Origin of the sequence: Streptomyces sp. NBC_01525, assembly GCF_045040405.1 — a bacterium.
In the GTDB taxonomy this organism is placed as follows: domain Bacteria; phylum Actinomycetota; class Actinomycetes; order Streptomycetales; family Streptomycetaceae; genus Streptomyces; species Streptomyces benahoarensis.
Genome location: NZ_CP109397.1, coordinates 2155220 through 2168848 on the forward strand (window position 1 = coordinate 2155220; position 13629 = coordinate 2168848).

At 73.4% G+C, this 13629-nt stretch carries 15 protein-coding genes and 2 tRNA genes; 2 read left to right on the plus strand and 15 right to left on the minus strand.

Annotation, left to right across the window (positions count from 1 at the left end; genetic code table 11):
* Positions 1-24: 24 nt before the first annotated feature.
* Positions 25-97: transfer RNA gene (locus OG422_RS09585), tRNA-Ala, on the minus strand.
* A 151-nt stretch (positions 98-248) separates the two neighbouring features.
* Here OG422_RS09585 and OG422_RS09590 point away from each other — a divergent pair.
* Positions 249-1616 carry a glycosyltransferase 87 family protein gene (locus OG422_RS09590; protein ID WP_405741981.1) on the plus strand — a complete coding sequence of 456 codons (1368 nt, stop codon included), beginning with the start codon at positions 249-251 and terminating at the stop codon, positions 1614-1616.
* Between the two features lie 82 nt (positions 1617-1698).
* On the opposite strand, the gene OG422_RS09595 is transcribed toward OG422_RS09590, so the two are convergent.
* The 9 genes from OG422_RS09595 to OG422_RS09635 all read right to left on the minus strand — a co-directional run bounded on the left by OG422_RS09595 (position 1699) and on the right by OG422_RS09635 (position 6986).
* A complete protein-coding gene (locus OG422_RS09595; RefSeq protein ID WP_143941972.1) occupies positions 1699-1932 on the minus strand; it encodes a hypothetical protein in 234 nt (77 codons plus the stop codon).
* A 3-nt stretch (positions 1933-1935) separates the two neighbouring features.
* Positions 1936-2145: a hypothetical protein gene (locus OG422_RS09600; protein ID WP_143941973.1), complete on the minus strand. Its 210-nt coding sequence runs from the start codon at positions 2143-2145 to the stop codon at positions 1936-1938.
* 231 nt (positions 2146-2376) lie between these two features.
* Positions 2377-2449, minus strand: a tRNA-Ala gene (locus tag OG422_RS09605).
* Between the two features lie 114 nt (positions 2450-2563).
* The gene (locus OG422_RS09610; RefSeq protein ID WP_405747709.1) at positions 2564-3217 is read right to left on the minus strand and encodes a histidine phosphatase family protein; all 654 of its coding nucleotides are present in this window, start codon (positions 3215-3217) and stop codon (positions 2564-2566) included.
* Complete coding sequence (gene rsfS / locus OG422_RS09615) at positions 3214-3648, minus strand: ribosome silencing factor (RefSeq protein WP_143941974.1); 435 nt, start codon at positions 3646-3648, stop codon at positions 3214-3216. The genes OG422_RS09610 and rsfS overlap by 4 nt, the downstream gene beginning before the upstream one ends.
* Before the next feature lie 227 nt (positions 3649-3875).
* The gene (locus OG422_RS09620; RefSeq protein WP_405741984.1) at positions 3876-5795 is read right to left on the minus strand and encodes a LytR C-terminal domain-containing protein; all 1920 of its coding nucleotides are present in this window, start codon (positions 5793-5795) and stop codon (positions 3876-3878) included.
* Between the two features lie 24 nt (positions 5796-5819).
* Positions 5820-6431: a nicotinate-nucleotide adenylyltransferase gene (gene nadD / locus OG422_RS09625; protein ID WP_405741986.1), complete on the minus strand. Its 612-nt coding sequence runs from the start codon at positions 6429-6431 to the stop codon at positions 5820-5822.
* A gap of 51 nt (positions 6432-6482) precedes the next feature.
* Positions 6483-6632, minus strand: coding sequence for a hypothetical protein (locus OG422_RS09630; protein WP_185993899.1), 150 nt, complete (start codon positions 6630-6632; stop codon positions 6483-6485).
* A gap of 165 nt (positions 6633-6797) precedes the next feature.
* Positions 6798-6986, minus strand: coding sequence for a hypothetical protein (locus OG422_RS09635; RefSeq protein ID WP_405741988.1), 189 nt, complete (start codon positions 6984-6986; stop codon positions 6798-6800).
* 132 nt (positions 6987-7118) lie between these two features.
* Between OG422_RS09635 and OG422_RS09640 the strand changes: the two genes are divergently transcribed.
* The gene (locus OG422_RS09640; RefSeq protein WP_143941978.1) at positions 7119-8213 is read left to right on the plus strand and encodes a M48 family metallopeptidase; all 1095 of its coding nucleotides are present in this window, start codon (positions 7119-7121) and stop codon (positions 8211-8213) included.
* On the opposite strand, the gene OG422_RS09645 is transcribed toward OG422_RS09640, so the two are convergent.
* From OG422_RS09645 to proB, 5 genes are all read right to left on the minus strand, one after another.
* Positions 8176-9297 carry a hypothetical protein gene (locus tag OG422_RS09645; protein ID WP_405741990.1) on the minus strand — a complete coding sequence of 374 codons (1122 nt, stop codon included), beginning with the start codon at positions 9295-9297 and terminating at the stop codon, positions 8176-8178. The genes OG422_RS09640 and OG422_RS09645 overlap by 38 nt on opposite strands.
* Before the next feature lie 93 nt (positions 9298-9390).
* Positions 9391-9966: a hypothetical protein gene (locus tag OG422_RS09650; protein ID WP_143941980.1), complete on the minus strand. Its 576-nt coding sequence runs from the start codon at positions 9964-9966 to the stop codon at positions 9391-9393.
* A gap of 222 nt (positions 9967-10188) precedes the next feature.
* Positions 10189-11460 (minus strand): glutamate-5-semialdehyde dehydrogenase, encoded by a 1272-nt coding sequence (locus OG422_RS09655; RefSeq protein WP_405741992.1) that lies wholly within the window; start codon positions 11458-11460, stop codon positions 10189-10191.
* A gap of 108 nt (positions 11461-11568) precedes the next feature.
* Complete coding sequence (locus OG422_RS09660) at positions 11569-12078, minus strand: hypothetical protein (protein ID WP_143945319.1); 510 nt, start codon at positions 12076-12078, stop codon at positions 11569-11571.
* Positions 12079-12352: 274 nt separating this feature from the next.
* Positions 12353-13474: a glutamate 5-kinase gene (gene proB, locus OG422_RS09665; protein ID WP_405747711.1), complete on the minus strand. Its 1122-nt coding sequence runs from the start codon at positions 13472-13474 to the stop codon at positions 12353-12355.
* Positions 13475-13629 lie beyond the last annotated feature (155 nt).

Below are 13629 nucleotides of genomic sequence, written 5' to 3' on the forward strand. Positions count from 1 at the left end.
TCGGACGGCCCGCTCTGATTCCTGTGGAGCTAAGGAGAATTGAACTCCTGACCTCCTGCATGCCATGCAGGCGCTCTACCAACTGAGCTATAGCCCCAGGTCTTCTCCGCTGCGGTCTCCCGCGGCGACATCGACTACATTACACGGCCCTCCCGGGCTTCTGCCAAATCGCTCCTGCTCCGGCCCCCGGAACCGCCCGGGGTACTGTCGGCGGACCGTGCCCGATTCGTCCTGGGGAGCCGTACGCCGTGACCGCGCCGGAGCTGGAACATTCCACCGAGTCCGGCGGCCGCGCCCCGCTGACGGGGGCGCCGGGACGCCGTGCGGTCCGGTGGGCCGCTCTCGGCTGCCTCGTCTCGTTCGCGGCGTTCTGGACCGCCCAGCGGCTGGTGCACGTGACCATGATCGACCTCATGGTCTACCGCGCGGAGGGCTGGACCGCGCGCACCGGCGCGGACCTTTACGACATGGTCGCCACCTCCGCGCACCTGCCCAACACCTATCCGCCGTTCGCCGCGCTGCTGTTCACCCCGCTGACGCTGGTCGGCGTGGGCGCCATGCGCACCCTGGCGACGGCCGGGAACCTGCTTCTGCTGGTGGCCGTCGTCCATCTCTCGCTGCGGCTGGTGGGACGGCCGCACCGGCTGCCGCGCCCGGCCGCAACGCTCGCGCTGTCCGCGCTGCTGGTGTGGTGCGAGCCGGTGTGGACGACGCTGCGCTACGGGCAGATCAACCTGCTGCTCGCGGTACTCGTGCTGTGGGATCTGACCCGCAGGGACAGCAACCGCTGGGCCGGGATCGGGATCGGCGTCGCGGCGGGGATCAAGCTCACACCCGCGCTGTTCGCCGTCTTCCTCGCGCTCGCCGGGGCCGTACGGGCCGTCCAGCTGCTGCGCGGCGGCGCCCCGCTGCGTACCGCACTGCGGGTGCCCTGGCTGCGGCAGGCCGCGGTGGCCACCGTGACGTTCCTCGCCACCGCCGGTCTGTCCGCGCTCGTCCTGCCGCGCGATGCGCACCGCTTCTGGACGGAGATCGTCTTCGCCGCGGACCGCGTCGGTGAGGTCGAGATCACCGCGAACCAGTCGCTGCGCGGCGCCCTCGCGCGGCTGCTGCACACCCACGACCCGGGCGGCGCCTGGGTGGTGGCCGCCGCCGTGACGGTCGCGGCGGGAGTGGCCCTCGCGGCCGGTGCACTGCTGCGCGGGGACCGTGCCTGGGCGGCCATCAGCTGCGCGGTGACGGCCCTGCTGGTCAGCCCGATCTCCTGGTCGCACCACTGGGTGTGGTGCGTACCGGCGCTGATCCTCGTCGGCTCCGAGGCCCTGGCACGCACCGGCGGCGCGGCGCGCCGGTGGTGGGCGGCGACGGGCGTGCTGGCCGCCCTGTTCGTCAGCTTCGCGCTGTGGTGGGTGCCGCACGCCTGGCACCGCCACGAGGAACTGCACCAGAGCCCGCTCCAGCTGCTGCTCTCCGATGTCTATCCGCTCGCCGGGATCGGACTGCTGGTGCTGTGCGCGCTGCGGCTGCGACTGCGACTGCGACTGCGACGGACGGGACGCGACGCGGGCCCGTACGTCCCCGGCCCCGACCCCGGCGACGAGCCTCGCATGACGTGACGTCAGGACGGGCCGGGCATCGGCTCACACGGCGTCAGGCGGGGCCGCGCGTACGGCGATCGGGCGCGTGCCGCGGTCGCACTCAGGCCGTGGCGAAGGAGTAGAAACGCTTCAGCGCGCAGTGTTCGTCGAGGAGTCGTCCGTAGATCGGCTCGCCGTCCAGTTCGCGGTAGGTCTCGATCGGGTCGCCCTTGATGACCAGCGCGCGGGCGCACTCCTCGCACCAGTACTGGAACGCGGAGTTGAGCGGTTCCATGTCACGGACGATCGGCGTACCGCTGCCGCACCAGTCGCATTTCCTGCTGTGGGCTCCCATCGGTCAGCTCCAACTGTGGCCGCAGGACGTACAGACGAAAGAGACGCCGCCGTTGTCGCCGAGCATCTGCGCCACCCGGGGGGAGCCGCAGGCGGGGCACTGCAACGACGGGACCGCGCCGTGCGGGGAGGCGGTGTCCGGCAGCCGGTGCGGGCGCGACGGCCCGGCGGCGTCGGGCAGGTCGACGACCTTCCCGAGGATGCTCCTGGGCATCGCGTCCTCCTCCCCTGCCGGCCGTCCGATTCTGCCACGGACCGCCGGGCGGGACGGCCTGGCCACGGCGCGGGCCCGGACGCGACGGCCCGCGCACCGAATCTGCCCGCGCCATCGACGCCGAACCGTCCGGCATCCGCTCGGCCCGACGGCGTTCCGGACACAGCAATGATCCCGCCTCGCGCGATCCAGTACGGGACTGGAATCCATGAGACGGGATCATCCGGGTTGTGGAGCTAAGGAGAATTGAACTCCTGACCTCCTGCATGCCATGCAGGCGCTCTACCAACTGAGCTATAGCCCCGGGTCTTGTTCCGCCCCTCCGGGTTTCCCCCGGCGGCGCCGCGAACAAGAAGAACTTTAGCCTGCGACCTGCCCGGATGTGAAATCCAGGCCCGCGGGACGCTCCGCAGGCGGCTCAGGCGTCGTCGCCGAGCACCGGCTCCGGGAGGGTCCCGGCGTTGTGCTCCAGCAGCCGCCAGCCGCGCGCACCCTCGCCCAGCACCGACCAGCAGCAGTTCGACAGACCGCCGAGCCCCTCCCAGTGGTGCGCCTCCAGGCCGAGCAGCCGCCCGATGGTGGTGCGGATGGTGCCGCCGTGGCTGACGATGACGAGGGTGCCGTCGTCGGGCAGCTTCGCGGCGTGGTCCAGGACCACCGGGGCGGCCCGGTCGGCGACCTCGGTCTCCAGCTCACCACCGCCGCGCCGCACCGGCTCGCCGCGCTTCCACGCGGCGTACTGCTCGCCGTACCGCTCGATGATCTCCTCGTGCGTCAGCCCCTGCCAGGCACCGGCGTACGTCTCCCGCAGCGCGGCGTCGTGCGCCACGTCGAGCCCGGTCAGGGCGGCCAGCTCACCGGCGGTCGCCGCGGCCCGGCGCAGGTCGGAGGCGACGATGGTGTCCGGGCCCAGGGCCGCGAGGAGCCGCGCGGCGCGCCGGGCCTGCTCCTGGCCCGTCGCGGTCAGCTCGATGTCCGTGGAGCCCTGGAAGCGGCGCTCCAGATTCCAGGCGGTCTGGCCGTGGCGCCACAGGACGATGCGGCGGCCGCGGCCCGCGGAGGTGCCCTTCAGTTGCTCGCTCCCTCTGCCTCGCCCGCCGTGGCCTCGGCGTGCTCGGCGGCCTTGCCACGGGTCGCCTTGGCGTCCTCGGGGAGCTCGATCTCGGGGCAGTCCTTCCACAGGCGCTCCAGCGCGTAGAAGACGCGCTCCTCGCTGTGCTGGACGTGGACGACGATGTCGACGTAGTCGAGGAGGACCCAGCGGGCCTCGCGGTCGCCCTCGCGGCGGACCGGCTTGGCGCCGAGCTCCTTGGTGAGGCGCTCCTCGATCTCGTCGACGATCGACTTGACCTGGCGGTCGTTGGGTGCCGACGCCAGCAGGAAGGCGTCGGTGATCGAGAGGACGTCGCTGACGTCGTACGCGATGATGTCGTGCGCGAGCTTGTCGGCGGCCGCCTGGGCGGCGGCGGTGATGAGCTCGATGGAACGGTCCGTGGCGGTCACAAGCGGCTTTCGGTCGGGGACGGGCCGCCCTGCCCCGGGCACACGGCCCACGGCACCACCGCCCGGGCGGGCGGTCCAAGCGGCTTCGGATTCTTCTCAAGGGTCTCACGGACCACCGACACCCCGGCCGGGGATTTTCCGGTGGCCCGTCGCCGCAGGTCCGGCCCCGTACGAAAGCGGGCCGAGCGCCTGCTCAAGCAGGAGATGCCCGGCCCGCTCCGCGGCGGTCAGCCCCGGTAGTCCTGGCCCAGAACGACCGTGATGTCCGCGTTGGCGGCGCCGTTCGCCTTGCGGACCGCGGTGTCCGGCAGCCCCAGCGTCTTGGCGACCTCCGCCGCCTTGCCCTGGTCGGCGGCGTCCGCGTAGGTGACCTGCGAGGCGGCCGCGGCGGCGTCCGCGGTGCCGCCGCTGACGACGGTGTACCCGCCGTTGACCAGCGCCGCCTGCGCCTTGGGGGCGGCCTTGGCGTCACCTGTGGCGTTGCGTACGGAGACCCGCGGGGTGCCGTTCGGGTCGGTCTTCTTGACCGTGCCGCCGAGGACGTTCTTGACGACGGAGCCGGCCGCGTCGGGGCCCAGGGTGCCGTTCGCCCGCACCGGCAGCAGCAGCGTGCCGTACGCGCCGGTCTTCGCCAGATCGGCGCGTACCGCCAGCGAGCTGCCCAGCTGCGCCTCGGTGAGCGGCGGGTCGAGCACCTGGAGCAGCGACTTCACGGTGGCGGTGGCGCCGTCGGCGTCGCTGGAGACCTTCTTCAGCGTGGCCTGCATGACCTGGCCGAACCGCGTGAGCTGCTTGTCCTGGGTCTCGCCGGGGCCGCGGTAGGTGGCGTAGGCGACCGCCGACTGGCCGTTGAGGAGGCGGTCACTGCCCGGCTTGACCAGGGGCGAGTCGCCCTTCTTCGCCCCTGGGACGGTGGTGTCGGTGTCGACGGAGATGCCGCCGACGGTCTCGACGAGGTTCTCCAGATACGGGGTGTCGAGCCGCCAGGACGCCTTGAGGTCGGCGCCCAGGAGGGTGCCCAGGGCGTCCCGGGTGGGCTCGGTGCCGTCGTCCTTGACGGACTTGCCGAGCGTGGTGGCGGTGCCGTCGTCCTTGGTGACGACGAGGTTGTTCGGCAGCAGGACGGTGGTGCCCTTGCCGGTGGTCTCGTTGTCGACCAGCAGGGCGGTGGAGCTGTCGCCGGTGCGGGTGTCGCGGAGGTGCACGACGAGGACGTCGCGCTTCTGCCCGGCGCCCGCCTCGGCCGCGGTGCCGCCCGGGCCGCTCAGCCCCGGCAGCTTCCCGGCCCACCAGAGGTAGCCGACCCCGCCGGCCACCAGCAGCACGAGCAGCACCACGAGGGCCACGCGGCGGCTGCGGCCCCGGCGCTTGGCCTCCTCGCGGCGCTCGGTGCGGCTCTCGGTGAACTTCAGCCAGTCGATGACGTCCTCGGAGTCCTCGTCCGGCTCCTCGATGAACGCGAACTGCTCCGTCTGGTACTCCGGGCCCCGGTCGCCGCCGGGCGCGGACGGCTCGCCGGGGGCGTCCGCCGGGCCCGCGTCCTCGGACGGGCGCCGCTGCTCCGGTGGCCGCGGCGGCTGCTCGCGGTGGCGCTGCGGCTCCTCGGAGTAGGCCCGCGGCGCCTCCTGGTCCGCGGGGCGGTGCCCGCCCTGGGACGGGTCGCCGTAACCGGGCTGCGCGTAGCCCTGCGCGCCGTACTGCTGCCCCGCGTAGGTCTGCTCCCCGTAGGGGGCCCCGCCGTACGCGTCCTGCCCGTAGGCGGACTGCTCGTACGACGGCTCGTAGGCGGGCGGCGCGTAGGACGTCTGCTCGTACGGGGGGCGGGGGGCCTGCTGAGGGACCCAGTTCTGCGGCGGTGCACCGGGGGCCGGGTTCCCGTAGGGGGCGTAGCCCTGGGCGTGGCCGTCGTAGCCGTTCCCCTGGCCCCCGTAGGGGTCGTGGCCACCGTAGGACGACGGGTCGCCGTACGGCGCGGCGGGCCGCCCGTACGGGTCGTAGTGCGGTTCCTGGCCGGGCGCGGTGTCCTGGTGCACCGGCTGGCCGTACGCGTCGTAGGTGTACTCCTGCCGACCCTGCCGCCGCTCATGGGCGTACGGGTCGGGGGTGTACGGGTCCTGCGGCCCGTACGGGTCCTGTCGGTCGGTCACCGGTGCCCCTTTCGATCCGCCCCGTCAGCCGTTGTCGCGGTAGAGCTGCTTCTTGTCGATGTAGCGCACCACACCGTCGGGCACGAGGTACCAGACCGGGTCGCCCTGGGCTACACGCGCCCGGCAGTCGGTGGAGGATATGGCGAGCGCGGGCACCTCGACGAGGGAGACCGCGCCGTCGGGCAGCCCGGGGTCGGCCAGCACATGGCCGGGCCGGGTGACGCCGATGAAATGCGCGAGGGAGACCAGTTCCTCGGCGTCGTGCCAGGTGAGGATCTGTCCCAGCGCGTCGGCGCCGGTGATGAAGAACAGATCGGCGTCACCGTGCAGCACCCGTAGGTCACGCAGCGTGTCGATGGTGTACGTCTTGCCGCCGCGGTCGATGTCGATGCGGCTGACGGAGAACTGCGGGTTCGACGCGGTCGCGATGACCGTCATCAGGTACCGGTCCTCGGCCGGGGACACCGTTTTATGGCTCTTCTGCCACGGTTGCCCGGTCGGGACGAAGATGACCTCGTCGAGGTGGAACTGACTGGCCACCTCGCTGGCGGCGACAAGGTGTCCGTGATGGATCGGGTCGAACGTCCCGCCCATCACTCCGAGTCGCCGCTTCACGGGCTCTGTGTGCTCTCCCATGCGTGCAGACCCTACTGGGCGCCGCGCAGTGCCGGAGGCCGGGTACCGGGCTCAGCGGTCCCGGTTGAAGCGGGTGGTGATCAACAGCAGGAGAAGCAGGACGACAAACGCCCCGCCGCCGGTGACGAGCGGGTTGAGGCTGTTGTGCTGGCCCCCCTCGGCGAGGGCGACCAGGGACTGTGCGGGGGTGTGCAGACTCATCGTCGGGGGACCAATCCGGGCTGGGGGCGGGCAGAGACTTCCGCCACATCGTAACGACCTGGGGGGCAATGGTCCTCGGGGGGAGGAGCGGTGTCCGGTGCGGTCGATCGCAAGGCGCCGGGGCCCGGCACGCCGCCCGGCGGCCTCACTCCCCGGGTTGCGCGGTCAGTTGTCGTCCGAGTCGCCGTAGCCGCGCAGCAGGATCCAGGCGAGGAGGATCGCACCGAGGACACCGACGATGATCACACCGCGCAGCAGCCACCCGGGGCCGTCGTCGGCGTGGGAGACGCCGCCGGTGGCACCGGCCGTCGTGGCGGCGTCGGAAGCGGCGAGCAGCACGCTCGGAATCGTCATGGCGGGGCGCTCCGTTTGTACGGGACTGTGCGGTCATGTGGTGCGAGCGCCAGCGTACGCCCGAGCATCCAATCGGGTGTCAGTGGCGTCCTCTAGTCTGAATCACACGCAGTCGAACAGGGGGAGGCCCCAATGACGGAGAGCCCAGACAGCGAGCGCGTACCGAGCAGGGACCGCAGGCGGTTCCCCGGTATCTCGTCCCGTGCGTACGAACACCCGGCGGACCGGTCGGCGCTGGTGGCGCTGCGGAAGCTCAGCGGGTTCGACACCGTCTTCAAGACGCTCAGCGGCTTGTTGCCGGAGCGCAGCCTGCGGCTGCTCTTCCTGTCGGACTCGGTGCGCGTCGGCGACCGGCAGTTCGCCCATCTCAACGACATGCTGCGCGACGCCTGCTACATCCTGGACCTGGAGAAGGTCCCGCCGATGTACGTCAATCAGGACCCGCAGCCCAACGCCATGTGCATCGGTCTCGACGAGCCGATCATCGTGGTCTCCACCGGCCTGGTCGAGCTGCTGGACGAGGAGGAGATGCGGGCGGTCATCGGCCACGAGGTCGGTCACGCCCTGTCCGGGCACGCGGTCTACCGCACCCTGCTGCTCTTCCTGACGAAGATGGCGCTGCGGGTGGCGTGGATCCCGCTCGGCAATGTCGCGGTGATGGCGATCGTGACGGCGCTGCGCGAGTGGTTCCGCAAGTCGGAGCTGTCGGCGGACCGCGCCGGGCTGCTGGTCGGGCAGGACGTCCAGGCGTCGATGCGCGGCCTGATGAAGCTGGCGGGCGGCAACCACCTGCACGAGATGAACGTCGATGCGTTCCTGGAGCAGGCGGAGGAGTACGAGACGGGCGGCGATCTGCGCGACTCCGTGCTGAAGATCCTCAACGTCCTGCCGCGCAGCCACCCCTTCACCACGGTGCGCGCCGCCGAGCTGAAGAAGTGGGCGGCCAGCCGCGATTACCAGCGGATCATGGACGGCCACTACCCGCGGCGCGACGAGGACAAGGACACCTCGGTCTCCGACTCCTTCCGCGACTCCGCGTCCCACTACGCCGACTCGGTGCGCAACAGCAAGGACCCGCTGATGGGCCTGGTGCGGGACATCGCGGGCGGCGCGGGCGACCTCGGCGGCAAACTGCGCGACACGGTCTTCCGCGGCACCCAGCGCCCCGGTGACTCCGGTGGCGACGGCGCTAGCGGGCCGGGTGGTTCGGAGTCGGCTGGGAAGTAGCGGCGAGACGGCCGCAGAGCGAGGGGTTCGCCCCCTGGCGGGAGTAGGGATCGGTGCCCGCCGGACGGGCGTCCCCCGCGTGCTGCCCGGCGAGCAGCGGACGCAGCACGTCCGCCTGCGGGGCGCAGGCCATCGGCCCGGCCTGGAGACTGCTCTGCGCGATCGCGAGCCGGTGGTCGGCGAGGTCCTCGCGGTCCAGCCGGAAGCGGATCTCGCGGCGCACGGTGAAGAGCGAGGAGGCGCCGGGCACGGGCTTGCCGGTGCCGTGGGCCGCCTGCTGGGCGGCGCCGCCGGTGGCCCGTACCGCGTAGACGAAGGTGTAGTCGGCGGTGACCTCCAGGGAGTCGGGGCCGCTCTCGGACGTGGCGAGAACGCCGTTGACCCGGACGTTCTTGTCGGCGAGGGCCGTCGTGCCGTGGTCGAAGCGGATCAGCCAGCCGGTCGCCGCATGCCGCCCGTCGTCGACGGGGCGCGCCATGCTCCGGTCGAACTGATCGAGCTGCCCGGTGTCCAGCAGCAGGCGGACGGAGCGCACGGAGCCGCCGGTGAGGGTGGCCGGGTCGATCGAGGAGCGGACGAGGTACTCCTTCGCCAGCCGCAGCGCCTCGGTGAGCTGCCCGCCGGAGAAGTGCGGGGTGCGGGAGACGTTCGGGAGGTTGACCCCGGCGGCGCCGACCCGGAAGTGGGCGGCCGGGCTGTGGGCGAAGAGATCACCGGGGGCGCCGCCCGGTACCGCGCCGGGCGGGGTGAGCGGCACCACCGACGACCGCAGCGGCTGCGCGCCGAGCCCCGGTTCGGCGGCCTTGTACGGGTGGCGGATGCCCATGTAGATGGCGGTGCCGAAGGCGATGACGATCAGCAGGACCAGCAGCAGCGCCTGGCGTGAGCCGGGAAGCCGCGCCCACGGGCGGCGGCGGCGGACGGCGGGGGCGTGGTGCTCACCGAGGCGTTCGTCTGCGGAGTTCTCCTGGAGCCGGGCAGCGCGGATGAACGACTCGTCGAAGACCATCGACCGGTACTCGTCCTCGCCGCCTCCCGGAGCGCTGTCCGGCGTCCCCTCCGGAGGGTCACCTCGTCCGCTCATACCACCAGGGTAGGTCGGCGGGGCGGCGCGTAAACGTCGAGGAGCCGACGCCGTGCGCCCGGCGGCGCGACGGCCCAAGACGCTCCCGGGCCATCAGTGCGTCCGGGGCCCGGCCGACGCGGACGGCGGGACGGCTCCGGCGGACGCGGGCGGCGGCAGACCGGGGCGGGCCGGTCCGTGGCCGGGCGCGGGCCCGCCGGACGGGGTGTCCGGGCCGCTGGAGGCGGGGGGCCGCCCAGGAGTCCCGGCACCGGCGGTGCGGTGGACGGCGGTGAAGGCGAGGGCGACGAGGCCGACGCCCATGACGACGGCGAGCACCCAGGCCACCGGGCGGTGCCAGTGGGCGGTGCCGCGGTACGGGCGGAGCGCGCCGCCGTGGGGCCCGTACGGTCCGTAGGGCGCGAAGTCGTCGTACGGGGCCGGGCCGCGGGGCCCGTCGAAGGGGTCGCCGCTCTCGTGCTCGGGGCCGACGGCGAGACCGGCGCGGGCCTCGGCGGCGGCGACGAGGCGTTCGACGGCGGAGGGTTCGTGGATCTGCGCGCCGCGGACGAACGCCTCGTCGAAGACCACGGAGGCGAAGTCCTCATCCGCCGCTCCGTGGCTCCCGTGGTCGTGCTCGTCGGGCTGTTCGCCGTCCGGGAACGGCGTGCCCCCCGCGTCGTCCGGCACGCGCCCAGATTAGCCCCGCTCAGGCAGCTTGGGCAGGGAGCGGGGCCAACGACCTCGCCCGCGATGGTCAGCAGCGTCGCGGTGTCCGGGACCTCCGCCTCCCGCGTTGTCGTCGGTCGCGATGGCTCCGCCATCACTCCCTCCTCCGCCTTGGATACGAAGGCCCGGGACACCGCTCCTTCTCCCACTGACCCACGGGCAAGGTCGTCACCCTGCTGGGGATCAGCGGGTGTGCCCGTCGCCGGTGACGATGTACTTGGTGGAGGTGAGTTCGGGCAGTCCCATGGGGCCGCGGGCGTGCAGTTTCTGGGTGGAGATGCCGATCTCGGCGCCGAAGCCGAACTGGCCGCCGTCGGTGAAGCGGGTGGAGGCGTTCACGGCGACCGTGGTCGAGTCGACCAACTGGGTGAAGCGGCGGGCGGCGGCCTGCGAGCCGGTGACGATGGCCTCGGTGTGGCCGGAGGTCCAGCGGCGGATGTGGGCGACGGCCGCGTCGAGGTCGGGGACGACGGCGGCGGCGATGTCGTACGAGAGGTACTCGGTGGCCCAGTCCTCGTCGGTGGCGGGCGCGACCAGACCGGGACCGGCCTGCTGCCAGGCGGCGTCGCCGTGCACGATCACACCGGCCTGGGTGAGGGCTTCCAGGGCGCGGGGCAGGAACGCGTCGGCGATACCGGCGTGCACGAGGACGGTCTCGGCGGCGTTGCAGACGCTGGGGCGCTGGGCCTTGGAGTTGACGAGGATGGACAGCGCCATGTCGATGTCTGCGGCCTCGTCGACGTAGACGTGGCAGTTGCCGGTGCCGGTCTCGATGACCGGGACGGTGGACTCCTCGACGACGGTGCGGATGAGCGAGGCGCCGCCACGCGGGATCAGCACGTCGACCAGGCCACGGGCGCGCATCAGCTCGCGGACCGCGTCGCGGCTCTCGCCGGGAACCAGCTGGACGACGTCGGCGGGGAGCCCGGCGCCCGCCACGGCGTCGCGGAGGACCGTGACGAGGGCGGTGTTGGAGGCGTACGCGGAGGAGGAGCCGCGCAGCAGGACGGCGTTGCCGGACTTCAGGCACAGGGCGGCGGCGTCGACGGTGACGTTGGGCCGGGCCTCGTAGATGATGCCGACGACGCCGAGGGGGACGCGGATCTGCCGCAGGTCGAGGCCGTTGGGGAGGGTCGAGCCGCGGACGACCTCGCCGACCGGGTCGGGCAGGGTGACGACGTGCCGGACGTCGTCGGCGATGGCGGCGATCCGCTCCGGGGTGAGGGTCAGCCGGTCGACCAGCGACTCGGAGGTACCGGCCGCGCGGGCCTTGGCGGTGTCCTCGGCGTTGGCCGCGACGATCTCATCGGTGCGGGCGACGAGGGCGTCGGCGATGGCGAGCAGGGCGCCGTCGCGGTCGGTCCGCGGCAGCGGCGCGAGAAGGGCGGCGGCCTCCCGGGCGCGGGCCGCGGTCGCGAGGACGGGTGAGGAGTGCGAGGCGCTGCTGCTGGTCATGGGCGGAAGACTAGACGAGCGGCGGCGGGGGGCCGCGGGGTGGTTCACGGAGCGGACGGGGCAGGGCGGCCCCGCCGGACCGGGCCCGACCCCCGCCGCCCGCCGCCCTCAGTACGGATGCACCCCCACCGGCGCCGCCGGGGGCGGGCCGTAGCCCTCGGCGATGCGCTGGTGGTAGGTGTCGCGGTCGATGACCTCCAGGCCGACGATCTCCCAGGGCGGGAGGCCCGCCGTGGAGCGGTGCTCGCCCCAGAGGCGGAGGGCGACGGCGGCGGCGTCGTGCAGATCGCGGGCCTCTTCCCAGTACCGGATCTCGGCGTGGTCGTTGGCGTAGCGGCCGGTCAGCAGGAACGGGTGGTCGTGGGCGAGCCGTTCGAGGGCCCGCCGGACGTCCGCCGGCGGGGCGTCGGCCCCGGAGACGCTGAGTGTGACGTGCCACAGCCGGGAGACCTCCTGGCTCCCGGGGTGCGGCGCCTGTTGCGGTGCGGCGTGCGGTCGGTTGCGGGCGGCGTCGTCGTCCGGCCGGGCCGGGGCGTCCGGCGGGGGGCCGGTCCCGACGCTGGTCAGTGTGCGCTCCGCCGTCCCTCGGAGCGGTGCCCCTGGGCGCCCTCGTACCACGGCGGCCTCCTGTGCTGCGAATGATGCGAACCGCCCCGCGCGGGCGCGGAGCCGATCGGCGCGGTCTTCCTCGGCGTGCTGCGGGCACCGCTCACCTGCGGTGCCCCGCAACAAAGTGGAACAGTCCACGGACCGTCGCGGGGGCGTTTTGGCGAAGGTCCCCGCGGAAAGGGGGCACGCCGCTCCGGTACGCGCGCCGCGGCGCCGGGTGGCCGCGGGCGCCGGACGCGGCGTCACCGGCGGGGCGGGCGGGGCCGTCGGCGCAGTTGAGGCGTCAGTGGCCGAGGAGGACGAGGTCGTCGCGGTGCACGACCTCGCGCTCGTAGGCGGGGCCCAGCTCGCGCGCGAGGTCACGGGTCGAACGGCCGATCAGACGAGGGATCTCCCGGGCGTCGAAATTGACCAGCCCGCGGGCGACGGCGGCGCCGGACGCGTCCCGCAGCTCGACCGGGTCGCCCGCGGTGAACTCGCCCTCCACCGCGGCGATCCCGGCGGGCAGCAGCGAGGAGTTCCGCTCGACGACCGCGCGCACCGCGCCGTCGTCGAGGACCAGTGCGCCGCGCGGGGTGGAGGCGTGCGCCAGCCACAGCAGACGGTCGGCGGAGCGGCGGCCGGTGCGCAGGAAGTGGGTGCCGGTGGGGCCGCCGGCCAGCGCCTCGGCGGCGTGCACCGCGGAGGTCAGCACGACCGGGATCCCGGCCGCGGCGGCGATCCGGGCGGCCTCGACCTTGGTGACCATGCCGCCGGTGCCGACCCCGGCCCGCCCGGCGCTGCCGATCTCGATGCCCTCCAGGTCCTTGGGGCCGCTGACCTGCGCTATCCGCGTGGTGCCGGGGGTGGACGGGTCGCCGTCGTAGAGACCGTCGACGTCGGAGAGGAGGACCAGCAGGTCGGCGCGGACGAGGTGGGCGACGAGGGCGGCGAGGCGGTCGTTGTCGCCGAAGCGGATCTCGTCGGTGGCGACCGTGTCGTTCTCGTTGACGATCGGCACGGCACCCATGGCCAGGAGCTGGTCCAGGGTGCGGCAGGCGTTGCGGTAGTGGGCGCGGCGGCTGGTGTCGTCGCTGGTCAGCAGGACCTGGCCGACGCGGCGGCCGTAGCGCGCGAAGGAGGCGGTGTACCGGGCGACGAGGAGGCCCTGGCCGACGCTGGCGGCGGCCTGCTGCCGGGCGAGGTCGCGGGGGCGCCGGTCGAGGCCGAGGGGGGAGAGGCCCGCGGCGATGGCGCCGGAGGAGACCAGGACGATCTCCTTGTCGCGGTACTTCGCCAGCGTGTCCACCAGCGCGTCGACCCGGTCGGCGTCCAGTCCCCCGGCGGCGGTGGTCAGCGAGGACGAGCCGACCTTCACCACGACCCGGCGGGCCTCGGCGACACCCTCGCGCCCGCCCCCGGAGATCCCGTCGGCCGCCGCCCCCTGATTCGCCCCTGCCACTGCTACCCCTGTGCTCGCGTCCGGTACCGCCGTGCGGGACGGCCCACGGGCCGTCCCGTCCAGGCAATCTACGGCAGCGGGCGGGGCGGACGCGTGGCGATATCGCCTGGCGGACGGCG

Coding starts and splice junctions, on each gene's coding strand:
- OG422_RS09595 (WP_143941972.1), bottom strand. CDS start 1,932: ATGGGAGCCCACAGCAGGAAATGCGACTGGTGCGGCAGCGGTACGCCG.
- OG422_RS09600 (WP_143941973.1), bottom strand. CDS start 2,145: ATGCCCAGGAGCATCCTCGGGAAGGTCGTCGACCTGCCCGACGCCGCC.
- nadD (WP_405741986.1), bottom strand. CDS start 6,431: ATGGGAGAGCACACAGAGCCCGTGAAGCGGCGACTCGGAGTGATGGGC.
- OG422_RS09630 (WP_185993899.1), bottom strand. CDS start 6,632: ATGAGTCTGCACACCCCCGCACAGTCCCTGGTCGCCCTCGCCGAGGGG.
- OG422_RS09635 (WP_405741988.1), bottom strand. CDS start 6,986: ATGACGATTCCGAGCGTGCTGCTCGCCGCTTCCGACGCCGCCACGACG.
- OG422_RS09640 (WP_143941978.1), top strand. CDS start 7,119: ATGACGGAGAGCCCAGACAGCGAGCGCGTACCGAGCAGGGACCGCAGG.
- OG422_RS09645 (WP_405741990.1), bottom strand. CDS start 9,297: ATGAGCGGACGAGGTGACCCTCCGGAGGGGACGCCGGACAGCGCTCCG.
- OG422_RS09655 (WP_405741992.1), bottom strand. CDS start 11,460: ATGACCAGCAGCAGCGCCTCGCACTCCTCACCCGTCCTCGCGACCGCG.